20 protein-coding genes are annotated in these 21,476 nt (G+C 66.2%); 8 read left to right on the top strand and 12 right to left on the bottom strand.

Features of this window, described 5'->3' with window-relative positions; genetic code table 11:
* Positions 1-27: 27 nt before the first annotated feature.
* Positions 28-2,493, top strand: coding sequence for an OpgC domain-containing protein (opgC, locus tag FBY36_RS07285; protein WP_142118166.1), 2,466 nt, complete (start codon positions 28-30; stop codon positions 2,491-2,493).
* A gap of 132 nt (positions 2,494-2,625) precedes the next feature.
* Here the strand turns inward: opgC and FBY36_RS07280 are convergent, their stop codons facing one another.
* The gene (locus FBY36_RS07280; RefSeq protein ID WP_142118164.1) at positions 2,626-2,880 is read right to left on the bottom strand and encodes a hypothetical protein; all 255 of its coding nucleotides are present in this window, start codon (positions 2,878-2,880) and stop codon (positions 2,626-2,628) included.
* 222 nt (positions 2,881-3,102) lie between these two features.
* On the opposite strand from FBY36_RS07280, the gene FBY36_RS07275 reads away from it, so the two are divergent.
* Positions 3,103-3,807, top strand: a complete 705-nt coding sequence (locus FBY36_RS07275; RefSeq protein WP_142118163.1) for a TetR/AcrR family transcriptional regulator C-terminal domain-containing protein — start codon at positions 3,103-3,105, stop codon at positions 3,805-3,807.
* 41 nt (positions 3,808-3,848) lie between these two features.
* Here the strand turns inward: FBY36_RS07275 and FBY36_RS07270 are convergent, their stop codons facing one another.
* Together FBY36_RS07270 and FBY36_RS07265 are read right to left on the bottom strand one after the other, a co-directional pair.
* Entirely contained in the window at positions 3,849-4,313 is a 465-nt protein-coding gene (locus tag FBY36_RS07270; protein ID WP_142118161.1) for a pyridoxamine 5'-phosphate oxidase family protein, read from the bottom strand.
* Positions 4,314-4,373: 60 nt separating this feature from the next.
* Positions 4,374-5,303 (bottom strand): aminodeoxychorismate lyase, encoded by a 930-nt coding sequence (locus FBY36_RS07265; protein ID WP_142118159.1) that lies wholly within the window; start codon positions 5,301-5,303, stop codon positions 4,374-4,376.
* Between the two features lie 95 nt (positions 5,304-5,398).
* Here FBY36_RS07265 and cls point away from each other — a divergent pair, with 95 nt between their 5' ends.
* Positions 5,399-6,874: a cardiolipin synthase gene (gene cls, locus FBY36_RS07260; protein WP_442858233.1), complete on the top strand. Its 1,476-nt coding sequence runs from the start codon at positions 5,399-5,401 to the stop codon at positions 6,872-6,874.
* A gap of 45 nt (positions 6,875-6,919) precedes the next feature.
* Here cls and FBY36_RS07255 read toward each other — a convergent pair whose 3' ends face one another.
* The 8 genes from FBY36_RS07255 to FBY36_RS07220 all read right to left on the bottom strand — a co-directional run bounded on the left by FBY36_RS07255 (position 6,920) and on the right by FBY36_RS07220 (position 13,911).
* Positions 6,920-8,194: a multidrug effflux MFS transporter gene (locus FBY36_RS07255; RefSeq protein ID WP_142118157.1), complete on the bottom strand. Its 1,275-nt coding sequence runs from the start codon at positions 8,192-8,194 to the stop codon at positions 6,920-6,922.
* A gap of 127 nt (positions 8,195-8,321) precedes the next feature.
* Positions 8,322-10,388 carry an aminodeoxychorismate synthase component I gene (pabB, locus tag FBY36_RS07250; protein ID WP_142118155.1) on the bottom strand — a complete coding sequence of 689 codons (2,067 nt, stop codon included), beginning with the start codon at positions 10,386-10,388 and terminating at the stop codon, positions 8,322-8,324.
* A gap of 66 nt (positions 10,389-10,454) precedes the next feature.
* Positions 10,455-10,988, bottom strand: coding sequence for a low molecular weight protein-tyrosine-phosphatase (locus FBY36_RS07245; RefSeq protein WP_142118153.1), 534 nt, complete (start codon positions 10,986-10,988; stop codon positions 10,455-10,457).
* A 135-nt stretch (positions 10,989-11,123) separates the two neighbouring features.
* Entirely contained in the window at positions 11,124-11,747 is a 624-nt protein-coding gene (locus FBY36_RS07240; RefSeq protein WP_142118151.1) for a LysE family transporter, read from the bottom strand.
* Between the two features lie 37 nt (positions 11,748-11,784).
* Positions 11,785-12,174, bottom strand: a complete 390-nt coding sequence (locus tag FBY36_RS07235) for a type II toxin-antitoxin system VapC family toxin (protein ID WP_142118149.1) — start codon at positions 12,172-12,174, stop codon at positions 11,785-11,787.
* Complete coding sequence (locus tag FBY36_RS07230) at positions 12,174-12,473, bottom strand: type II toxin-antitoxin system Phd/YefM family antitoxin (protein WP_235008752.1); 300 nt, start codon at positions 12,471-12,473, stop codon at positions 12,174-12,176. The genes FBY36_RS07235 and FBY36_RS07230 overlap by 1 nt, the downstream gene beginning before the upstream one ends.
* A gap of 76 nt (positions 12,474-12,549) precedes the next feature.
* Positions 12,550-13,368, bottom strand: a complete 819-nt coding sequence (locus FBY36_RS07225) for a methyltransferase domain-containing protein (RefSeq protein WP_142118147.1) — start codon at positions 13,366-13,368, stop codon at positions 12,550-12,552.
* 36 nt (positions 13,369-13,404) lie between these two features.
* The gene (locus FBY36_RS07220) at positions 13,405-13,911 is read right to left on the bottom strand and encodes a MarR family winged helix-turn-helix transcriptional regulator (protein ID WP_142118145.1); all 507 of its coding nucleotides are present in this window, start codon (positions 13,909-13,911) and stop codon (positions 13,405-13,407) included.
* Positions 13,912-14,094: 183 nt separating this feature from the next.
* Between FBY36_RS07220 and FBY36_RS07215 the strand changes: the two genes are divergently transcribed.
* Positions 14,095-16,296: an MMPL family transporter gene (locus tag FBY36_RS07215; RefSeq protein WP_142118143.1), complete on the top strand. Its 2,202-nt coding sequence runs from the start codon at positions 14,095-14,097 to the stop codon at positions 16,294-16,296.
* A 26-nt stretch (positions 16,297-16,322) separates the two neighbouring features.
* Here FBY36_RS07215 and FBY36_RS07210 read toward each other — a convergent pair whose 3' ends face one another.
* Positions 16,323-17,252, bottom strand: coding sequence for an NAD-dependent epimerase/dehydratase family protein (locus FBY36_RS07210; protein ID WP_200830457.1), 930 nt, complete (start codon positions 17,250-17,252; stop codon positions 16,323-16,325).
* A gap of 126 nt (positions 17,253-17,378) precedes the next feature.
* On the opposite strand from FBY36_RS07210, the gene FBY36_RS07205 reads away from it, so the two are divergent.
* From FBY36_RS07205 to FBY36_RS07190, 4 genes are all read left to right on the top strand, one after another.
* Positions 17,379-18,131 carry a TetR/AcrR family transcriptional regulator gene (locus FBY36_RS07205; RefSeq protein ID WP_142118141.1) on the top strand — a complete coding sequence of 251 codons (753 nt, stop codon included), beginning with the start codon at positions 17,379-17,381 and terminating at the stop codon, positions 18,129-18,131.
* A gap of 90 nt (positions 18,132-18,221) precedes the next feature.
* Positions 18,222-18,668: a hypothetical protein gene (locus tag FBY36_RS07200; RefSeq protein ID WP_142118139.1), complete on the top strand. Its 447-nt coding sequence runs from the start codon at positions 18,222-18,224 to the stop codon at positions 18,666-18,668.
* A 232-nt stretch (positions 18,669-18,900) separates the two neighbouring features.
* Complete coding sequence (gene dnaK / locus FBY36_RS07195; protein ID WP_142029318.1) at positions 18,901-20,769, top strand: molecular chaperone DnaK; 1,869 nt, start codon at positions 18,901-18,903, stop codon at positions 20,767-20,769.
* A gap of 3 nt (positions 20,770-20,772) precedes the next feature.
* Entirely contained in the window at positions 20,773-21,474 is a 702-nt protein-coding gene (locus FBY36_RS07190) for a nucleotide exchange factor GrpE (RefSeq protein ID WP_142118137.1), read from the top strand.
* Positions 21,475-21,476: the final 2 nt, after the last annotated feature.

The following is a 21,476-nucleotide window of genomic DNA, read 5'->3' as shown; positions in this document are numbered from 1 at the left end:
GCAATGAGTACCGGGGGACTTCTCACCATGCGTGCAGTCACATCGCACCACCACGCCGCAACCCGCCGGAACCATCGGCACCCGATCTGCGCGTTTCTGGCTGCGGCCCTCATTGGGCTCATGGTCCTGCTGGCCGCTGCTCCGTCGCATGCGGCGGAGGCTGCTCCGGAGAAGGGAAAGCCCTGGCTTGGTGCCGTGCTCGAATGGGGCGAGGACACCGCCGCAGGCTTCAGCGGCAGGCTGGGCGCCCGCCCGGCCGTCTTCGGCCATGACATCACCATTCCGTACCGCGATTCGGAACGGAATGACATCGATGGCTTCCTTCAGCAGGCCGGAGCCGAAGGCACCCACGCCCTGCTCACGGTAAAGCCATCGGTGCCGCTGGACCAGCTCGGCGCTCCGGAGGCGGAAGCGTTCGCCAAGCAGGTGCGCGGCCTCGCCGCCGGCTTCAAGGGGCAGCTGCTGATCCGGTTTGCCCCGGACATGAACTCAAGCTGGGTGTCCTGGGGCCAGCAACCTGCCGCCTACCGTGAGGCCTTCCAGGCGGTTGCGGCAGCGTTCAGGCAGTACGACGGCGGCCCGGCCGCCATGGTGTGGGCGCCCTACCTGGGCAAGGACTACCCCTTCGACCGCAACCGCGATGCGCCGCAGCCGGGAAGTGAAGGCTTTTCCCTCCTGGACACGAACAGTGACGGGGCCTGGGACGGAAGCGACAGCGCCTACGCGCCGTACTACCCGGGCGATGACGCCGTGGACTGGGTGGGGCTGGCTGCTTATCACGATGACACCGCCGGAGGTGCCGCCGCCAACACCCTGCCCCGGGCCGGCGAACTCCAGGAGATGCTGACGGATTCCGGCAACGAAAACTTCTACGGCACCTACTCGGAGGGGCACAGGAAGCCCTTCCTGCTCCAGACCGCGGCTTTCTACAGCCCGGCCTCGGGCGGGCCGTCCGAGGCGGAGATCAAAGCCGGTTGGTGGGACCAGGTGGTAACAACTGCCACCTCCTCCGGTTTTGCCGGGACTGCCGCCGTGGTCTGGGACGAGCGCACCAGCACCAGGGATACCGGCGTGGCAAGCATCAGTTGGCTGCTCACCGGCCAGCCGGAGATCGCCAAAGCGGCCCTGGAGAGACTGAAGGCAGCACCAATCGCCACCGGTCCCGTCTCCGACGTGGCCTCAGGAAGCACGTACGTCAGGGCCAACACACTCCCGGGGGCCGCCGCCTGGTCTGTCGCTGCCGCCATGGTGATCCTCCTGGCGGCCCTGTGGCAGGTTCCCCGCCGGATCAACGCTGCCACGGCCTGGAGCTACCGGGATCCCTCCACCCGGGATTCGCGCGTGGATCTGCTGCGCGGAGTGGCCATCGTCTTCGTGGTGGTGAACCACCTGGGCATGGCCTCGCTGTTCCAGCTGGTCACCCAGGAGGCCGTGGGCTTTGTGTCCGGCGCCGAACTGTTTGTCCTGTTCTCCGGCCTGGTGGTGGGCATGGTGTACGGGCCCAGGGCCAAGGAGGACTTCGGACGGGTAGTGGACCTCACCACGCGCCGCGCCGGCAAGCTCTACCTGACGGCACTGGCTGTTCTGATCGGCGTCTTCCTCCTGTCCCTGCTCCCGTTCTTCCATACCGAGGCCCTGACCACATTCGTTGACCAGGGAACCGGTGGAGCCGGGCATACCGGATCCGGCCGGACCTACGACCTGTACGCCGGCATGTCATCGCTGTTCCAGTTCCCCGTCCCGCCCCAAGTGCTCCCGGCCATCGTGCTGCTGCAGTTCGGGCCCTGGCAGTTCAATGTCATGGGGCTCTATGTGGTGCTTTTGCTGGCCAGCCCGCTGATCCTCGCGGCGCTGAACCGCGGCAAGGCCATTTGGGTGCTGGTTGCGACGCTCGGCGTATATGCGGCGGGGGCTGTGACAAGGTTGCGGATCCTGCCCTCGCAGTTCGAGGACTCCTTCCCGCTGCTGGTGTGGCAGGTGCTGTTCGTGCTCGGGCTGGTTGCGGGTTACCACCGGCGCCGCATCACGGCGTGGCTGTCCACGCACGCCGTGATAGTGGTGGCCTGCACCGCGGCCGCGTTCGCACTGGCCTTCCTGTCCTGGGGCAACCCGTACCTGGCCAACAGCTACGATGTCCGCCTGGCGCTCCTGCCGGACGCCTCCTACCGGGCCATGTACGACGCCTTCTTCTCCCGCACATACCTGGCCCCGGGCCGCCTGCTCAACGTCCTGGTCCTGGTGGTGGCGTCCTACGCGTTCCTCAGCGCCTACTGGAAACCGGTGGAGCGGCTCCTGGGCTGGTTCCTGGTTCCGCTGGGCCGGGCCACGCTTTACGTGTTCATCATGCACGTGGTGCTGATCGCCGTCGTGGCCAATATTCCGGCGCTGCAGCAGCAAAGCATCTTCCTGAACACCGCCGCCTACGCCGTGGTCCTGGCGCTGCTCTGGATGATGGTCCGCACCAGGTTCCTGTTCCGGATCATCCCTACCTAGCGCCGGCCCAGCCCGGGCTGCCGCCCTGTTGCCAGCCAGGGCGGGCATGAAAAATGCTGCGGCACGGTGTGCCACAGCATTTAATCAGGTACCACTGGTTGTCCGGTGGCCTTGTGCTAAAACCGGGAGGGCTCAGACCAGTCCGGGGTAGCTGGTAAGGATGTAGTCCGCAGCGGCAGGACCCTTCATGCGAAGGCCGTTGCGGCGGGGCGAAATCCGGTGCTTCATGGCTGACCAGAAGCTGTCCTCGGTGCCGGGCGACTGCTGGTTGATGAAGCACCAGCTGGTGTACAGCCCGTAGAGGCGGTCACGGTCCAGGCTGGAACCTGAGGCGTGGTCGGGGTAGGTGGCTTCGTTGAGAAAGAGATCGAACTGCGAATGTGCCATGATGGCTCCCCTTCGCTAAGTGCTCGGCGCCGCCGTTCGGCTACAGCAGCAAAACCAATGTCCTGCACGTGGCCATCGGATTTATAGGTTGAGTCCCCCTGAAATGCAGTGGGCCTCAGCGTTGTCAGCGCCTGTCTACGCTGTAGACTGTACTAGTAGACTACAAGTGATGCAACCGTCTCGATTTATTCGGGACACCACCCCCACAGCTAGGACAATGCCATGGATGCCCCGCGTGCTTCAGGCCGCACACCTGTCAAGGCAAGGTTGAGCAGGGAAACCGTGCTGGCCAAGGCCCTCGAGCTGGTTGATGCAGAAGGGCTCGACGCGTTGACCATGCGGCGCCTGGGGCAGGAGCTTGGCCGGGACCCCATGAGCCTCTACCGCTATGCCGAGAACCGGGCTGCGCTCCTGGACGGGGTTTCGGAGCTGGTCCTTGACCAGCTCCCGGTGCATCCCGAGGACCCGGACTGGAAGGCCCAGCTGCGGAACATCGCCCATGATCTGCGGATGCTGGCGCTCGAGCATCCCAACGTTGTCCCCCTGCTGGTGACCCGGCCGCTGTCCACGCCGTTGGGGCTGCGCCCGCTGGGCACGCTGCGGCCGCTGGAGCAGATCCTGACCCTGCTGGCGGCGGCAGGATTCGAACCGGCGGATGCGCTCCATGTCTACCGCGCCTACTACGGCTTCCTCTACGGGCACATCCTGAACGAACTGCAGGAGTACGTGGTGGACCCGGAAGAGAACGAGGTACTGCTGCGCCTGGGTCTCCACCGCCTGCCCGCCAAGGAATTCCCCCGGCTCCGTGCCCTGGCGCCGGCATTGGCAGAGTACGACGGCGCCAGGGAGCTTGACCAGGGACTCACCATCCTGCTGTCCGGGCTGGAAACGCAGCTCTCGCGGCAGGTGGCAGCTTCCAGCGCGTGACAGCAGCCTCCGTGCCAAAGGCGCGGGTTATGGCAGTGGCGCTATTCGAATGACGCCCGGCGCCGGTCCTGCGCGCGGGTGTTCCAGATGTCCGGCCGGTTCACCTGGAACCTGCGCCCGGTCAGTGCCTTGGCGTTCAACCTGACGTAATTTGCCTTTTCGCCCGGCTGCCAGGGCTCCAGGCCCAGGCCGTCCACGGCATCCTTGACGGCCTGGTCCTCGACGATCTCGGTATCGCCCCGCACCACCACGCTCCAGGCCAGTTCGGTGGCGGGATCGTAGCCGTCGATTTCCAGTGCGGCGGGCCGCTCCATCCTGGCGCCCCAGAGCTTGGACCCGGGTGCCGTGCGGAACAGGATGCTGCGCAGGTGGACAACGTAATTCACGGGAAAGATCTCCGGATGTCCGTCCACAACAATGGCCAACCTGCCCACGATGTCATTGGCAAGGAGATCCCAGCAGTCGTCAAAGGACAGGTTTTCGATCGGCAGCTTTTGCGAGTCCATGGTGCACACCTTACGGGTGATGCAAGGAGGGGAAAAGGGCCGGCCGCGGCCTGTCGGGGCCTAACGAATCCCGGCGAAGAGCCCGTTCAATTCAGTGGTCAGTTCCTTTTGGACAGACGGAGTGCCGATCTCCTTGCCATCGATCCGGTTCACGGGTGCCAGCAGCCGGACGCTGGAGATCAGCCAGACCGCGTCCGCGTCCAGGAGGTCGCGGGGCTCCAGCGGGCCATAGCCCAGTTCCCAGCCTGCCGCCTTGGCTGCAGCGAAGAGCGCACCCTGGGAGGTTCCGGGCAGGATGCCGCTGTCCAGCTGCGGCGTGATGAGGCGCTTGACTGTTGTGCCGTCGTCGGACTTTTCCACATGCGCCAGCAGCACTGTGGACGTGGGCCCTTCCAGGACGCGACCATCAGATGACGTGAAAATGACGTCGTCGGCGCCCTGCTTGTGCGCGTGGCGCAGCGCCGCCATGTTGACGGCATAGGAGAGCGTCTTAGCCCCCAGGAGCAGCCAGGGCGCCCGTTCGGCCACGTCACTGTCGTAGCCCCGGTCAAGGAGGATGACATCGATGCCCGTTTCCCGCTGCCGGCGGCCGGCAGCACCGGCCGGGGAGGCCTGGACCCACGCGGTGGGGGTGGGCGCGCCCTCCACGCCGCGGGTCACCACCAGTTTGACCACCAGTTCATCTGCCGAAGGGTCTGCCGGCGGGTTCTCCGACCGATGCCGGGCCACGGCAGCCGCAATGGCACGCCGCCATGCGTCCTGGTCCGGGATGTCCAGGTCCAGCGCAGTTGCAGATCCGGCAAGCCGGTCCAGGTGCGCCTGCATTTTCCGTACCGTCCCGCCGACTGCCAGCATGGTTTCGAAGACGCCGTCGCCGCGCGTGACGCCAAGGTCCGTGACCAGCAGCTGGGGCTTGGAGGCATCGGCCGCCCTGCCGTCGGGGTAGGCAGGGTCAAGGAAAACGAGAACCACGGGGGCTGGAGAGCTCATGGCACCAGCTTAGTGCGGTGCCGCGGATAAGCTGGGCAGAGTGCCCCGGGCGGAAACCGTCCTCCGGGAGCCCAATTTCCCCGGGAGTTATTGACGTGTTGTGGCCTTTTTCGCTTGCCGGCACCGCGCCGACATGGGTTGTGGTGCTCCTGGGCTTCGCGGACCTTGTCATCAGGGTCCTGGCGCTGGGCATCATCCCCGGCAACAGGCGGCCCACCACCGCCATGGCCTGGCTGCTGGGGATCTTCTTCATCCCGTTCGTGGGCATTGTGCTGTTCCTGCTGTTCGGCAACTTCCAGCTCTCCAGCCGCCGCCGCGCGCAGCAGCAGCAAGTCAACGACCGGGTGCGGGCCGGCATCACCGCCCTCGCGGATGCCGAAAGCGACTATCCGGGCCCGGAGTGGGTGAAGTCCGCCGTTGAGCTCAACCGCACCCTGGGTTCGCTGCCCATGGTGGACAACAATTCCGTTGAGCTCATCCCCGGCTACCCGGACTCCATCCTGGACATGACGAACGCCGTCCGGAAGGCGAAGAAATTCGTCAATGCGGAGTTCTACATCATGAGCTCTGACCATGTCACCAACGACCTGCTCACCGCCCTTGAGGAGGCCGCCGAACGCGGCGTGGAAGTGCGGCTCCTCTTCGACCACATCGGAACGCTGCGCATCAAGGGATACCGGAAGCTGCTGAAGCGCCTCAAGGCCGGCAAGATCCAGTGGAAGCGGATGCTGCCGCTGCTGCCCATCCACGGCCAGTGGCGCCGGCCGGACCTGCGCAACCACCGCAAGATCCTGGTGGTGGACGGCGAAGTCGCGTTCACGGGCTCGCAGAACCTGATCGAGCCTTCCTATAACAACCCGCGGCACCGCAAGGCGGGCCGCGAATGGGTGGAACTGATGGCGTGCCTCCGCGGCCCCATCGTGACCACCCTGAACGTCGTCTTTGCCACTGACTGGCTGACCGAGACCGACGAGTCCCTGGAGCACCAGCTGCAGCTCCCGTCGAACCCCGAACCCGGCAACGTCACGGCCCAGGTGGTGCCCAGTGGTCCCGGGTTCATCACCGAAAACAACCTCCGGCTCTTCAACACGCTCATCTACTCCGCGCAGCACCGGATCTCCATTTGCAGCCCCTACTTCGTTCCTGACGATTCACTGCTCTATGCCATCACCACCGCGGCGCAGCGCGGCGTGGACGTGGAGCTGTTCGTGTCCGAGAAGGGCGACCAGTTCCTGGTCCACCATGCGCAGCGGTCCTATTATGAGGCGCTCCTGGAGGCCGGCGTGCGGATCTACCTGTACAAGGCGCCGTTCGTGCTGCACGCCAAGCACTTCACCATCGACGACGAAGTGGCCGTCCTGGGCTCCAGCAACATGGACATGCGGTCGTTCTCGCTGAACCTGGAGGTGTCGGTGATGCTTCTGGGCGAGGACATCGTGAACAAGATGCGGGCGGTGGAGGACACCTACCGGGACATTTCCCACGAGCTGAAGCTGGCGGACTGGCTCAACAGGCCGCTCGCTGCACGGTATGTGGACAACGTGGCCCGGCTGACGGCCACGGTTCAGTAAGTACGGTCCAGTACATACTGTTCAGTAAGCCGGCCCCGCAGCCAACTATTCGTCCGCGCTGACCCGCTGGCCGTCGTCGCGCCCGGCGTGCTCCGCCCAGCCGCCCTTCCGGTAGGCGGGAGTCCCCAGGGCAAGCACCATGACCGCCAGGGCGCAGCTGCCGATCATAACGCCGGCCATCGACAGCGAATTTCCGCCCAGGACCCCCACCAGGGGACTCACCAGGCCGGCCACCCCCGACTGCAGGGCGCCGATGACCGCAGCTGCCGTTCCCGCCATATGGCCGTAATTGTGCAGGGCCAGAACAGAGGCGTTTGCCGGAACCATTCCCTGGGCTGACAGGACCAGCCATAGCGCTGCCACCAGGCCAAACGCGCCACCGGCACCCGTGGCCACCACCACGAGCAGCACCAGGGCAAGGCACAACTGGACCAGGAGGGCGGTGCGCAGGAGGCGGACCGGCGGGAACTTCCGGACCAGGGCGGCGTTGAGCTGCGCGGATAGGACCAGCGCGGCGCCGTTAAGGGCAAAGACCAGGGCGAACTGCTGGGCGGTGAGGCCGTATTCGTTCTGGAAGACAAAGGGGGACCCCACCACGTAGCTCATGATCAGGGCCAGCCCCAGCCCGGGAATAACGGCAAGCGCCATGAAATGCCTGTCCCGCAGCAGCGACCAGTACGCGTTTGCCACATGCCTGGGATTACCCGGACTGCGGCTGTCCTCCGGCAGCGTCTCCGGCATGAACCGCCAGACGATTGCCACCAGGACCACCCCGATCAGCGCCAGTGCGTAGAAGACCGCCCGCCAGTTCCAGGCACCGGCGATCGCCTGGCCCACAGTGGGCGCCAGGAGCGGCGCCACGCCAATCACCAGCATCAGGCGGGAGAGCAGCTGGGCAGCGGCGGAACCAACGAAGCGGTCGCGGATGACGGCGAGCGCCACCACGGCGGCGGCCGCGTTGAAGAAGCCCTGAAGCACGCGCAGCCCGGTCAGGGTTTCGATGTTCGGCGTCAGGGAGCACAGCAGCGAGATGGCCACGTGCAGCGAGATCCCGATGACCAGCGGCAGCCTTCGGCCGAACCGGTCCGAGAACGGGCCGATCACCAGCTGGCCGACGCCGGCTCCCACCAGGGTTCCGGACAGTGTCAGTTGGGCGGCGGTCTGGGTGGTGTGGAGATCGGCTTCCACAGCAGGCAGCGAGGGCAGGTACATGTCCGTGGTGATGGCAGGAAGGGCGGCCAGGGCGCCCAGCATGAGGATGTACTTGACGCTCCGTGGTGCCTGCTTGCTGGTGTTGCGGGGATGGGAAGGGTCCGTCACGCGGCAAACCTCACTCGTGTGGGCACTTGGGTATCCCGCCGCATTGCTTGAGCGGTTCAGCTGACGCTCAGCTCCCTACCCGCGGCGGCGTCCTCCTAAACCGCTTTCCTAAGAGTGGTGAAACGTCTCAGTTGTCCGGAAACTCCGCACCCAGCGTGGAAAGGACCCCATAGGCCTTGGTCCGGATCTCTTCATACTCGTCGTCGGGATCGGAATCAGAGGTGATGGCACCGCCGACGCCGAGTGAGAGTTCCGCGGTTCCGTCGCCGGCCGCACTGATCACCAGGGTCCGGATGGCGACGGCGAGGTCCGCCGCCGCGTTCAGCGAGAAGTAGCCGATGGCTCCCGAATAGAGGCCCCTGGGCCCTGCCTCCAGCTGGTCGAGGATGGCCATGGTGCTGATCTTGGGGGCGCCGGTCATGGAGCCGGCAGGGAAGCAGGCTGCCACCGCCTCTGCCCGCGGCGCTCCGGGGAGGAGGTGCGCGTCGATGGTGCTGACCATCTGGTGGACGGTGGCGTAGCTCTCGATGGCGCAGAGGCGGCTGACAGTGACGGAGCCTGGGATGGCAAAGTGGCTGAGGTCGTTGCGCAGCAAGTCCACGATCATGATGTTCTCGGCCCGGTCCTTCAGGGAAGTGGCCAGGTCCGTGCGCAGCCGGCTGTCCTCCTGCGGGTCAGCAGCCCGGCGACGGGTGCCCTTGATCGGCTCAGCGCGCATGCCGCCGTCGGACCCTATCCTGAGGAACCGCTCCGGCGAGGTGCTGGCCACGGCAAGGTCTCCCAACCGGAGGTAGCTCGCGAAGGGAGCCGGGTTCCTGCGGCGGAGCGCCAGGTACGTGGCCCACGGATCCAGGGAGCCGGCCGGGACCCTGGCTTCGAGCGTGGTGGTCAGGCACACCTCGTAGGTATTTCCTTGGGCGATTTGGTGCTGGGCGGCGGTGACCTTCTCCCGGTACCGCACGCCCGTGTCCCGGCTGCGGAAAGCGGGCGGCGCAGGGGGTACGACGCAGGGGCTGCCGCCGGCTTGTGCCGTCGGCTCCACCGCGGCTTCCACGGCTGCCCGGGCATGCGCCAGCCACTCGCCGGCGTCCGGTGCCTCGAGTGCCAGGAGCCAGGCGGTACCATCGGCATGATCCAGGACCACGGCCCTGCCCGCGAAGATCAAAGCGGCGTCCGGGGTGGGTGCGGAAAGGTCGCCGCCCCCGGTCTCACGTTTGAGTTCGTACCCCAGGCAGCCCAGCCAGCCAAGGGTGAATTCGGCGGGGTAGCCCTCCGGGGTCCGCACCGCGCGGCGGCCCCAGACCGTGTCCAGCCAGCGGAAGAAGGGGCCGGGAACGCTGGCGGTGGACGAGCCTGCGCTGATCCGGCTCACACCCCCGTGGTGCGTGACGCACTGCCCGAACGTGCCGGCGTCGTCAGCCATGATGCTGAACCGGCTGCGCCCGCCGGCAGTCCGCGGCGCGGGATCCGCAGCGCCAGGCTCCGTGCCCGCGTTGGAGGAGTCCAGCCACACGGCATTGCCGGAGCGGCCATACAGTGAGTGGAACAGGGCCGGTGCATCCGGGACGGCCTCCATGCGTTCGGCCCGAAGACGGAGGCCGCGGCGGGCCGACAGTTCGGGGGCGAGGACCGGAGCCAGGGCGGGGAGGTAGGGGAGCAGCTGCAAAATCTCCGTCGGGGCTGCGCCATCGGCGAGGTTCAGGACGCGAAGGTCCGCGTGGCCGGGCACGTTATCGCGGCCCAGCCATTCCTCCTCCTGGGCGGCCCACAGGTCCCAGTACGGTTCATACGTTGCACCGTCGCGGTCCAGTGCCCGGGTCCGCCGGTCATCGTCAGGGGATTCCGTCCAGATCACGGCGTCCAGCATGGGACGGGCCGCCTCCGCGGCGGCCCCTACCCCCTCCACAATGACGATCTCCGCCGGAAGCGTCACCCGGGCGTCGCCGTCGTAGTGGTTCTCCCAGTCCCAACTGGTCCACGAGGCCGCCTGGCCTCGGCTCAGCGGGGTGAGGACTGTGGAGACATAACGTTCGACGCCGGCAGCCAAGCCGTCCCAGCCAGGGTAAATGTCCTCAAGGTGGAACAGCGAGACCTTGTGGTGGGCGCGGAGCCGGGCCGCCAGCTCGACGGCGAGGGTGGTCTTCCCTGCGCCGGAGCGCCCGTCGACGGCGATAATGACGGGGGCTAGGCTCATGGACTAGAGCGTACCGTTTCCAGCGGGGCGTTCGCTTGGGGCCTATGCCGATTGGTTTCGCTGCGGCTAGTGCGGCTGAAGCTGGGTGTTTTGCAGGACTGCGGACTTGATGTGCTGGACCAGTCCCGGCAGGGCCGCGTGGATCTGGTGCCAGACGGCGTCGAAATCCGCATGACCGCCGTACCAGGGGTCCTCGATGCCCTGGTCCAGCCGGTCGCGCTCCGCCATGCCGGGATCGAAACTGCGGAGCATCCGGATCTTGTCCAGGGATTCCTGGTCCGGCGCCGCCTCGCTGAGCCAGGCGTAGTGGTCGATGTCCAGGGCCAGGATCAGGTCGCGCTCGCGGAACCAGCCGGGCTCCCACTCCCGGGCCACGTGGTCTTCGGAGGTGAGTTGGGTTGCGGCGAGCCGGCGGGCGGCGCGGGGATCGATGGGGCGGCCTGCCTCGTAACCAGTGATGCCAGCCGAATCGACCTCCACCAGGCGGTCAAGGCCCTCGCGTTCAAGCGCTGCCTTGAGCATAAGCTCGGCCATGGGGGACCGGCAGATGTTGCCCGTGCAGACGGTGATGACGCGATATGCGCTCGACGCTGAGTTCATGCCCCTAAGCATGCGCGCTTCCGATCACTCTTGGCTAGCCGCGTGTTCACAATGGTTTACGGCTTTGTAAAGATGCATTACTAACCCCGGAATGGGTACGGGTCACGTTGGTGCCCTCTTTGGGAAGCGCCTCTTTCAGTGGATCAGGGCCAGCAGGATACCCACGGCCACGAACAGCACGCCGAACACCCTGCTGAGGACCCTTTGGCCACGCTCTGTGTTGGTGAACCGTTGAAATGACCTCGCGGCTGCCGCAAAGAAAAACCACATCACCAGGATGTCGATGACAACAATGGTGGCCGTCAGCACGGCGTACTGGGTGAACAGCGGTTGATCGGGCCGGATGAACTGGGGGGTGAAGGCGAGGAAGAACACGATCGCCTTCGGGTTCAGGAGGTTAACCCAGAAACCGCGCCGGAAGATGGACCAGGCGGGTTCGTTGCGGAGGGTGGCGGCCTGCTCCTGGGCCACCGTGGGCTTGCTCAGGAACTGGCGGACGCCCAGGTACACCAGGTAGGCGGCGCCGGCATAGCGGATCACGTTGAAGGCAAGGGGTGAACTGGCCACCAGGACGCCAACACCCAGGGCCACGATCAGCACGTGCACCACCAGCGCTGCCTGCTGGCCAAGGATTCCCCAGATGGAGCGGCGGAAGCCCGCGTTCAGCGAGTTGCTCATGGTGTTGATGGCCCCGGCACCCGGGGTGAAGCTGATCAGGGCGCCTGCGCCCGCCAGGGCCAGCCAGAGAGAGAATTGCACTGATCAATCTTACTCGGCCCGGTCCAGGCGCCGGCCTTCACCACAAAGTGGTCACCGGTTCGAAGGCCTGGAGGTTTTGGTCGGCAGTGACAAGTGTGAACCCCTCCACCATGGCCTGCGCCGCCAGCAGCCGGTCAAAGGGGTCTCTGTGGTCCCATTCGAGCTGTCCTGCGGCAAGTGCATGGGATGCGCTGATTCCGAGCTCGGAGGCGTAGAGATGGGCGATTTGGCGCCCAAAGCTCGTTACGATCGCCGCGCCGGAAGGCAGCTTTCCCTGGCGGTGCTTGTACGACAGTTCATACGCGGTTACGGGCGAGACGTAGACGTGGTTTTCAAGTTTGATGATCGCATTTCTGGCTTTCGCCGAGAGTTTCTTCGGTTCAGCGATGGACCACAGGAAGACGTGGGTGTCCAGCAGCAGCTGCATCACTCGACGATTCCCATCTCCTCGTCAGTCCACGGCTCATAGAAGTCGTATGGGATGTGGAGGGGGCCAAGGAAACCCAGTTCCCGCTTGTAGGGGCGCTCTATCTTCACCAGCCGCGCTACCGGCCTGCCGGCCTTGGCGATGACCACGTCCTCACCGCGTTCGACGAGGTTCAGCAGCTCGGATAGGCGGGTCTTGGCTTCCTGGACGTTGTACTGCCCCATGTTGACCAACTCTACTTGGTCAACCTCCACCGCATAAGGTTCCGCCCAGTATTCGTTCTCGCTGTAGTACGTCATCACTCGAGGCTATTCCCGGCGACGCGGCGACGCGGCGGCGGGCGGCCGTGGAGGAGCCATGTGGATAACGACGATCCTAGGCCCTGGCGATGACCTCCCCGTTCGGGATCAGGAACCAGCCGTCGTCGGTGGAGCCCCAGCGGTGCCAGCCGGCAGAAATCCTGGCAAGGTCTGCCGGGTTCGCGAATCCGTACTCCAGCGCCTGTTCCGCGAAGGCCGAGTGCAGCACCCGCTCACCCCAGACGCGCGCCTGCCAGCGGCGCTGTTGGGCCGTGGCATAAAGCCAGTTGCTGCTGCTGGGGGCAACGTCGGTGAATCCCGCCGCCTGAGCCCAGCTGACCAATCGCCGCCCGGCATCGGGCTCCGCTCCGTTCCGGCGTGCAATGCGCTGGTAGAGGTCCATCCACTCGTCCAGCTCAGGGACGGCGGGGTACCAGCTCATGCCGTGGAAGTCGGCGTCGCGCACTGCCACGATGCCGCCCGGCTTGGCGACGCGCCGCATTTCACGCAGCGCCTCAACGGGGTCGGTCAGGTGCTGGAGCACCTGATGGGCGTGGACGACGTCGAACGTTTCGTCCGCAAAGTCGAGATCGTAGATGTTGCCGGCTACGAATTCCACGTTGGGTACTTCCCGCTCGACGGCGAGGGCTTGCGCCTGGGCAATGATGTCCGGCGAGCGGTCCAGGCCTGTGACCTTCCCAGGACTCACCAAGGCGGCAAAGTCGCAGGTGATGGTGCCGGGGCCGCAGCCGACGTCCAGCAGTGTCGAGCCGGGAGTGAGGTGCGGAAGGACGAACGCCGCGGAATTTTCGGCGGTCCTGGCGGCATGGGCGCGGACCACGGATTCGTGGTGGCCGTGCGTGTAAACGTCGTCTTCAGGCTGCTGCGCACTCATAACCAAACGCTACCCCCAACCACGGCCAGCTTGCGGTTACCCGGACTCTGTCCTTGCCGCCACCGTGGCTTCCACCATCGCCGTCATGAAGCGCGTGACGGTTTCCAGCTCCTCTTCCGAGAAGGCGGCCATGGCGCTGCCCATATGCTGCGCCAGGGGAGCGAAGACGGCCCCGCCCTCCCGGAACGCCTTGGGAGTCATCTTCAGTTGGACCTGCCGCCGGTCCGCGCTGTTCCGTTCGCGCACGATGTGCCCCGACTTGTCCAGCCGGTCGATCAGGGCGGTGGTGGCCGGGGAACTCAGGTTCAGCTCCTTACGCAGGACCCCGGGCGTCACCACGCTGCCGGCTGCCGTGTGGCGCATGATGACGGCCAGGGCATTCATGTCAGTGCGGTGCATGTCCTTCCGGCCGCCGGCAACATCCACGTAGCGGTTGGCCTCCATGGTGAACTCCTGCAGAAGGCGCAGCAGTGGGTGAGGGGGACCTCCGGGCGCGCCGGCGAGCGGACCCGGGGCCGCATCAGGCGAAGTTTTCCCTGCCATGTCCACCTCCCTGCATTCCTTGTTCCACGCGAACGTTTCTGTCCGGCCGTACTGACGGATATTACTGCAGGTCCGCTTGCGTCTTCAGCAGCTGAAAAAAGCTTGGCAGCCACTTATGTCTATCATGGAGATAATCTATGCTGGAACAAATACTACTCCACCCGCTTATTGATGGAAGGCGCCATGAACCGCACAAAAGTTGCCAAGGAGCGAGTCCCTTTCTGGCTGCGCTGGCTGGTCCCCGTCATCCTGGTGCTGACCTGGCTGGGACTGGCCGGGGTTGGCGGCCCCACATTCGGCCGGCTGGAGGAGGTGTCCTCCAACGACCAGGCGTCGTTCCTGCCCGCCAGCGCCGAGGCCACCGAGGCCCAGGACTGGCAGGCAAAGTTCCGTGACTCGGACGAGGTTCCGGGCATCATTGTCATCGAGAAGAACGAGGCTTTCACGCCCGCGCAACTGGGGGAACTGGCCACGCTCAAGGCCAGCCTTGAAGAGCTCAAGCTGGGCAGCACGGTGATTGGCCCGATTCCATCCAAGGACGCCAAGGCAGTCCAGTTCGTGGTCCCGGTCGGGTCCTCGGTTGAGGTCAAGGACGCGGCCAAGGAACTCCGCGAAACGGTGACGGAAGCAGCACCGGAGGGCACGCAGACATTCGTGACCGGCCCAGCCGGCCTCGCAGCCGACCTCACCGCAGCCTTCGGCGGCATTGACGGCATCCTCCTGCTGGTTGCCCTGTCCGCCGTGTTCGTGATCCTCCTCATCGTCTACCGGTCCCTCCTGCTGCCCATCATGGTGCTGCTGACATCCGTGTTTGCCCTGTGCGCGGCAATCCTGCTGGTGTTCGGCATGGCCAAGGCCGGCTGGATCCAACTCAACGGCCAAAGCCAGGGCATCCTCTCCATCCTGGTGATCGGCGCGGCCACGGACTACGCCCTGCTGTTCGTGGCACGCTTCCGGGAAGCGCTCACCCACACCACCAACCGCACGGCCGCCGTCCTCACCGCATGGAAGGCCTCCTTCGAGCCCATCCTGGCCTCCGGCGCCACCGTGATCATTGCGCTGCTGTGCCTGCTCTTCTCCGACCTGAACTCCAACAAGGCCCTGGGCCCCGTGGCTGCCGCAGGCATCCTGTGCGCCCTGTTCGCCGCGCTGACCCTGCTGCCCGCGCTGATGGCACTGCTGGGCCGTGCCGCCTTCTGGCCGTTCCGCCCCAAACTCCTCCCCGCAGACCAGCGTGAACCCGAGCTGGTCACGGGTCTGGAAGGCCAGAAGGGGCTGTGGCGTGCCACCGGTTCGCTGGTGGCACGGCGGCCCCGGACCGTCTGGGTGGCCTCGGTCCTCCTGCTGCTGGTTGCGGCAGGCGGCCTGTTCCAGCTCAAGGCCAACGGCGTGCCGCAGACCGACGTCATCCTCACCGCCTCCAACGCCGTTGACGGCCAGGACGCGTTGGCCCGCCACTTCGACGCCGGCAGCGGCAGCCCCGCCGTCGTCATTGCCGACCAGGCCAAGGCGGCCGAGGTGCTGGACCGCGTGAAAGCGGACGACGGCGTGGGCGAGGCTTACCTGCTGGGCCCGGGCAGTGTGCCCATCACCGGAGCCCCCGGAGCTCCCAGCGCCCCGGACGTCCGGGACGGAAGGGTGATCATCAACGCCACCCTCAACGATGCGGCCGACTCGCTGGAGGCGGAGGAAACCGTCAAGGCCCTGCGCACCGAGGTGAAGGCTGTCGACCCCGGCGCCCTGGTGGGCGGCGTCACCGCCACCGCGCTCGACACCAACACCACCGCCCAGCATGACCTGGTGGTCATCATCCCCGTGGTCCTGGTGGTGATCCTCTTCATCCTGATGCTGCTGCTGCGCTCCATCGTGGCGCCGGTCCTGCTGGTGCTCTCCGTGGTGCTTTCCTACGCGGCGGCGCTTGGCGTGTCGGCCTTCGTCTTCAACAACATCTTTGGCTTCCCCGGCGCCGATGCCACAGTGCCGCTGTTCGGCTTCGTGTTTCTGGTGGCCCTGGGCGTGGACTACAACATCTTCCTGATGAGCCGGGTCCGGGAGGAATCCCTTAAGCACGGCACCCGGCCCGGCATCCTCCGCGGCCTGGTGGTGACCGGCGGTGTCATCACCTCCGCAGGCGTGGTGCTCGCCGCCACGTTCGCGGCGCTGGGCGTCATTCCCATCATGTTCCTGGTCCAGCTGGCGTTCATTGTGGCGTTCGGTGTGCTGCTGGACACCGTCCTGGTGCGCTCGCTGCTGGTGCCGGCCCTGGCCTACGACATCGGACCGAAGATCTGGTGGCCCAGCAAGCTGGGACGCACGGACGGCCCGAGCGCTGCACGGCCGCGGGAGCCCGGCGTCGAACCCCTGGAAGAGGTTCCCAGCCGCTAACACTGGGCCCCTCGCCGCCCGGAGCACTACCCCTGCTGCCGCCACCAGTCCACGGTGGCGGCAGCAGCCGTTTCCAGCGGGGTGGGGCTGACGTCCAGGGCTGCCTGCGACGCGGCCGAGTCCATGATGAACGGCCGCTCGAACTGGTACAGCATCTCGGCCAGTTCTCGGGCACCGGCTGAGACAAGGCCTGCCGTCCGGAACGTCCAGCCAGGCAGGACATGCACTTTGGGAGCTGGCCGTCCCGCCGCTGCGGCGAAGGCGTGGGCAAGTTCCGTCTGGGTGAGCGCCGGGCCTGTGGGTGCGTGCCACACGGTTTTCCAGGCGGAGGGCCTGTCTGCCGCGGCGATCATTGCCCTGGCCAGGTCAGGGACGTACGTGAACGAGTGCGGCTGGCGGGAGCTGCCGATGACGCTGACGTTCTTCCCTGCCAGGATCGGCACCACCATGCGCTCGCCGCCGTGCGCCATCCGGACGCGGGGCCCAAAGAAGTCGCCCGCCACCACGCTCACGGCAGGAGCGGCTGCGGCCGCACGGGCCCGAAGCAATTCAGTCCGCACGCCGCGCTTGCCGCCGCCAGCAACGCGGGGACTGTCTTCCGTCATCACGCGGTCCGGCTGGGAGTAGGAGTAGAGGCTTTCGGGGAATACAACGACGGCGCCTGCTTCCTGCGCGGCGGCCAGGACTGCCTGCTCGGCGGCGGGCAGTTCGGACTGCCATGCCGAGGCGGTGTAGGCCGACCCGTGGATGCAGTGGAAGACGGCCTCGGCGCCGGCAAGGGCAGTGCGCAGAATGTCCGGATCCTTTGCATCCCCGGCAATGCGTTCGATGAGCGGGTGCCGGGGTCCGCTGCCCGAACGAGTCAGGACGCGCACCCGCCGCCCCAGGTCTGCCAGCTGTTCGGCCACCGTCCATCCCACCGGTCCAGCTCCCGTCACTACATGCACATCTGCCACTTGTCCTCCTCGTTCCAGTTTCCGAGAGCAGTGCTCTCAGAAACAGCATGGGGCCGAGTCTTGGCCAAAGTCAAGAGCGGTGCTCTCTTTTGATTCCCGCGCTCTCCATTGTGGCATGCTGGACCGGTGACTGAAGCCCAGGAAACAGCCGCCGGCCTTGACCGCCCGCTCACGCCCCGGCAGCGGGCAAGGGCGCAGACCATCGTGGACATTGTCCGCCTGGGCCGGCAGCACCTCGCCACTCATGGTGCGGCCGCGCTCTCCCTGCGGGCGGTGGCGAGGGACCTGGGGGTGGTGTCCTCCGCCGTCTACCGTTACGTGGAGAGCCGCGATGAGCTGCTGACCCTGTTGCTGATCGACGCCTTCGGCGAGCTCGGGGACGAAGTGGACGCCGCCGTCGCCCAGGCTCCGGAAGGTGACCATGGTGCCCGCTTCCTGGCGCTGGGCAGGGCTGTCCGGGAATGGGCCGTGCGCGAGCCCGCCAGCTACGCGCTCCTTTTCGGCAGCCCCGTTCCCGGCTACAGCGCCCCTGCCGAGCGCACCACGGGTCCCGGCACAAGGGTCATCGTCAGCCTCATCGGGATCCTGGACGCGGCTTCCCGGGCCGGCCAGTTGTCACTTCCGGCCGAAGGCTCCCCGCAGCTGCCGCCAACCCTGGCCGCCGACCTGGCCGCCATCCGTTCGGAGTACGGCCTGGACCTCCCAGAGGAGCTCGTGGCGCGGGGTGTCCTGGTGTGGAGCTCCCTCTCCGGCGCGGTCAGTTTTGAGGTGTTCAACCAGTACGGGCCGGACACGTTCAGGGCTCCTGCGGAGCTCTTCGACCATCACCTCGCCGTGCTGGCAGGCGTCGCCGGACTGCCGGTCCGGGCCTCCCGATAAGTGCCGGCGAAGCCCTGTTGATGCGCCCGGGCCGTCGATAGACTGCCAGTGCGCCCGCATGGACGCGGAGCCTCGAAGGAGAGATGCACCATGACTGAGAACCCTGAAGTTGCAGCCGAGGAGCCCCGCAAGGGCAGCAGCGCCCCCGGACTTGAAGGGGAAGGCGGGCAGTACGTGGACGGCGACTACGGCGACGCCGGGGCCGTGGAAAGGCCGGCCGGGGAACTGGGTGAGCAATATCCGGAGGGCGATTACGGCGCTGCCGGAACAGTCTCGACTCCTGCTGCTGGCGCGGGAGAGGGCGGGCAGTACGTGGACGGCGACTACGGCGGCTCCGGCACGAACAACGAGCCCGAACGCGGCGCTGCCGAACGCGACGTTGCTGACGGCGAGTACGAGGAAGGCGACTACGGCGATGCCGGCACTGCGGGCCGCCGCACGGAGGAGTCCATCCGTGAAGGACTCACCGATCGCCAGGTTCAAACGACGGCGGAAGAGCGCGGCCCGCTCCATGGCGACCGGGATACGGAGCGCTAAGCAGCCCGGCGTTACGTTCTCCTAAGGCGAAACCCTGGGTCGCCGTCGTAATCCTGCGCACGAAAGCCCGGAATCAAAGGATTATCGAGCTAAAAGCCTGACATGGTCTCCAAAGTTGAGCCGACCACACTCAACTTTGAATTGACATCGCTGGCGCCCTGAGTAAAGTTGAGTGCAGAACGCTCAATGCTTAGGGCGCCAACCAGTTTCCAAGGAAAGAAGGAAGCAACACATGTCACGTGCAGTAGGTATTGACCTCGGAACCACCAACTCCGTCGTCTCCGTTCTCGAAGGTGGCGAGCCCACCGTTATTGCCAACGCCGAGGGTGGCCGCACCACGCCGTCGGTCGTTGCATTCTCCAAGTCCGGCGAGGTCCTGGTTGGCGAGATCGCCAAGCGCCAGGCCGTCAACAACATCGAGCGCACCATCGCATCGGTCAAGCGCCACATGGGCACCGACTGGAAGGTGGACATCGACGCCAAGAAGTACACCCCGCAGGAAATCTCCGCGCGTATCCTCATGAAGCTGAAGAACGACGCCGAGTCCTACCTGGGTGAAAAGGTCACGGACGCCGTCATCACCGTCCCGGCCTACTTCAACGACGCCGAGCGCCAGGCCACCAAGGAAGCCGGCGAAATTGCAGGCCTGAACGTCCTGCGCATCGTCAACGAGCCCACCGCCGCAGCCCTCGCCTACGGCCTGGACAAGGGCAAGGAAGACGAACTCATCCTGGTCTTCGACCTCGGCGGCGGTACCTTCGACGTCTCCCTGCTCGAAGTCGGCAAAGACGAAGACAACTTCTCCACCATCCAGGTCCGCGCCACCGCCGGTGACAACCGCCTGGGCGGCGACGACTGGGACCAGCGCGTCGTTGACTACCTGTTGAACCAGCTCAAGGTCAAGGGCATCGACCTCTCCAAGGACAAGATCGCCCTGCAGCGCCTCCGCGAAGCCGCTGAGCAGGCCAAGAAGGAACTCTCCTCCTCCACCAGCACCAACGTCTCGCTCCAGTACCTGTCCGTCACCCCCGACGGCCCGGTCCACCTGGACGAGCAGCTGACCCGCGCCAAGTTCCAGGACCTCACCAAGGATCTGCTGGAGCGCACCAAGAAGCCGTTCCACGATGTGATCAAGGAAGCCGGCATCAAGCTCTCCGACATCAACCACATCGTCCTCGTTGGTGGCTCCACCCGTATGCCCGCCGTGTACGACCTGGTCAAGGAACTCGCCGGCGGCAAGGAGCCGAACAAGGGCGTGAACCCGGATGAGGTTGTGGCCGTTGGTGCAGCCCTGCAGGCCGGTGTGCTGAAGGGTGAGCGCAAGGACGTCCTCCTGATCGACGTCACCCCGCTGTCCCTCGGCATCGAAACCAAGGGTGGCGTGATGACGCACCTGATCGAGCGCAACACCGCCATCCCCACCAAGCGGTCCGAGACCTTCACCACGGCGGATGACAACCAGCCGTCTGTGGCCATCCAGGTCTTCCAGGGCGAGCGCGAGTTCACCCGGGACAACAAGCCGCTGGGCACGTTCGAGCTGACCGGCATCGCCCCGGCCCCGCGCGGCATCCCGCAGATCGAGGTCACCTTCGACATCGACGCCAACGGCATCGTCCACGTCTCGGCGAAGGACAAGGGCACCGGCAAGGAACAGTCGATGACCATCACCGGTGGCTCCAGCCTCTCCAAGGAAGACATTGACCGCATGGTCCGTGACGCCGAGGAGCACGCAGCCGAGGACAAGGCCCGCCGCGAGGCAACCGACACCCGCAACACCGCCGAACAGCTCGCCTACTCGGTGGACAAGCTGATCGCCGACAACGCGGACAAGCTGCCCGAAGAGGTCAAGACCGAGGTCCAGGGCGACGTCGACAGCCTCAAGAAGGCCCTCGAAGGCACCGACGACGCCGCCGTGAAGTCCGCGTTCGAGAAGCTGCAGGCTTCCCAGACCAAGCTCGGCGAAGCCATCTACGCCCAGCCCGGTTCGCCGGACGGCGCAGGCGCTGCAGGTGCCGAGGGTGCCCCCGGTGCTTCGGCAGGTTCCTCCGACGAAGACATCGTCGACGCCGAGATCATCGACGAAGACGAAGCGAAGAAGTAACCCATGCCGCACCACGGTAACGAGGAAGAGCACAACACATCCGCAAGCCAGCAGAACACGCAGGGCAACGGCCAGGAGCCGGTCATCCGGGACAACCGCAAGGTTGACCCGGTGACCGGGCAGGCCCGGCACCCGGAGGGCGGCCAGTCCGCCCCCGGGGCCGGTTCCCAGGCCGGGGCAGCAGATTCCGACGGCGACGCGCTGGCCCAGGCCGAGGAGATTCTCAACGGCGTGGACGTGCCGGCCGAGGAATCCGTGGCCCAGGGTGCGCCCGCAGGGTCCGGCGGCAACGCCGAGGCAGCCGAGCTGCGCAACGACCTGCTCCGCCTCCAGGCTGAGTACGTCAACTACCGCAAGCGCGTTGAACGCGACCGCGCCGTGGCAGGGGAAATGGCCGTCATCGGCGTCCTGAACTCCCTGCTCCCGGTCCTGGACGACGTCGACGCCGCCCGGCAGCACGGCGACCTCACCGACGGTCCCTTCGCCGCGATCGCCACCAAACTGGAGAACGCGCTGAAGACCTACGGCCTGGTACGCATCGATGAGACCGGCGTGGAGTTCGATCCCACGATCCACGAGGCCCTGATCCAGCAGCCCGGCGAGGACATCGAGGTTGACACCGTCAGCCAGGTGCTCCGCTCAGGCTACAAGTCAGGCGACCGCGTCCTCCGCGCAGCCCAGGTCATCGTGGCGGTCCCGGCTTAGTC

The sequence above is a fragment of the Arthrobacter sp. SLBN-122 genome (assembly GCF_006715165.1).
GTDB lineage: Bacteria > Actinomycetota > Actinomycetes > Actinomycetales > Micrococcaceae > Arthrobacter.
Note: the sequence above shows the minus strand (reverse complement) of the source record. Positions and strands in the feature narration are given on the sequence as shown.

Bases quoted from the DNA above. Each gene is read 5' to 3' on its own strand.
- opgC (WP_142118166.1), top strand. From the start codon at position 28: ATGCGTGCAGTCACATCGCACCACCACGCCGCAACCCGCCGGAACCAT.
- FBY36_RS07280 (WP_142118164.1), bottom strand. From the start codon at position 2,880: ATGGCACATTCGCAGTTCGATCTCTTTCTCAACGAAGCCACCTACCCC.
- FBY36_RS07275 (WP_142118163.1), top strand. From the start codon at position 3,103: ATGGATGCCCCGCGTGCTTCAGGCCGCACACCTGTCAAGGCAAGGTTG.
- FBY36_RS07270 (WP_142118161.1), bottom strand. From the start codon at position 4,313: ATGGACTCGCAAAAGCTGCCGATCGAAAACCTGTCCTTTGACGACTGC.
- FBY36_RS07265 (WP_142118159.1), bottom strand. From the start codon at position 5,303: ATGAGCTCTCCAGCCCCCGTGGTTCTCGTTTTCCTTGACCCTGCCTAC.
- pabB (WP_142118155.1), bottom strand. From the start codon at position 10,388: ATGAGCCTAGCCCCCGTCATTATCGCCGTCGACGGGCGCTCCGGCGCA.
- FBY36_RS07245 (WP_142118153.1), bottom strand. From the start codon at position 10,988: ATGAACTCAGCGTCGAGCGCATATCGCGTCATCACCGTCTGCACGGGC.
- FBY36_RS07235 (WP_142118149.1), bottom strand. From the start codon at position 12,174: ATGCAGCTGCTGCTGGACACCCACGTCTTCCTGTGGTCCATCGCTGAA.
- FBY36_RS07230 (WP_235008752.1), bottom strand. From the start codon at position 12,473: ATGACGTACTACAGCGAGAACGAATACTGGGCGGAACCTTATGCGGTG.
- FBY36_RS07225 (WP_142118147.1), bottom strand. From the start codon at position 13,368: ATGAGTGCGCAGCAGCCTGAAGACGACGTTTACACGCACGGCCACCAC.
- FBY36_RS07220 (WP_142118145.1), bottom strand. From the start codon at position 13,911: ATGGCAGGGAAAACTTCGCCTGATGCGGCCCCGGGTCCGCTCGCCGGC.
- FBY36_RS07215 (WP_142118143.1), top strand. From the start codon at position 14,095: ATGAACCGCACAAAAGTTGCCAAGGAGCGAGTCCCTTTCTGGCTGCGC.
- FBY36_RS07200 (WP_142118139.1), top strand. From the start codon at position 18,222: ATGACTGAGAACCCTGAAGTTGCAGCCGAGGAGCCCCGCAAGGGCAGC.
- dnaK (WP_142029318.1), top strand. From the start codon at position 18,901: ATGTCACGTGCAGTAGGTATTGACCTCGGAACCACCAACTCCGTCGTC.
- FBY36_RS07190 (WP_142118137.1), top strand. From the start codon at position 20,773: ATGCCGCACCACGGTAACGAGGAAGAGCACAACACATCCGCAAGCCAG.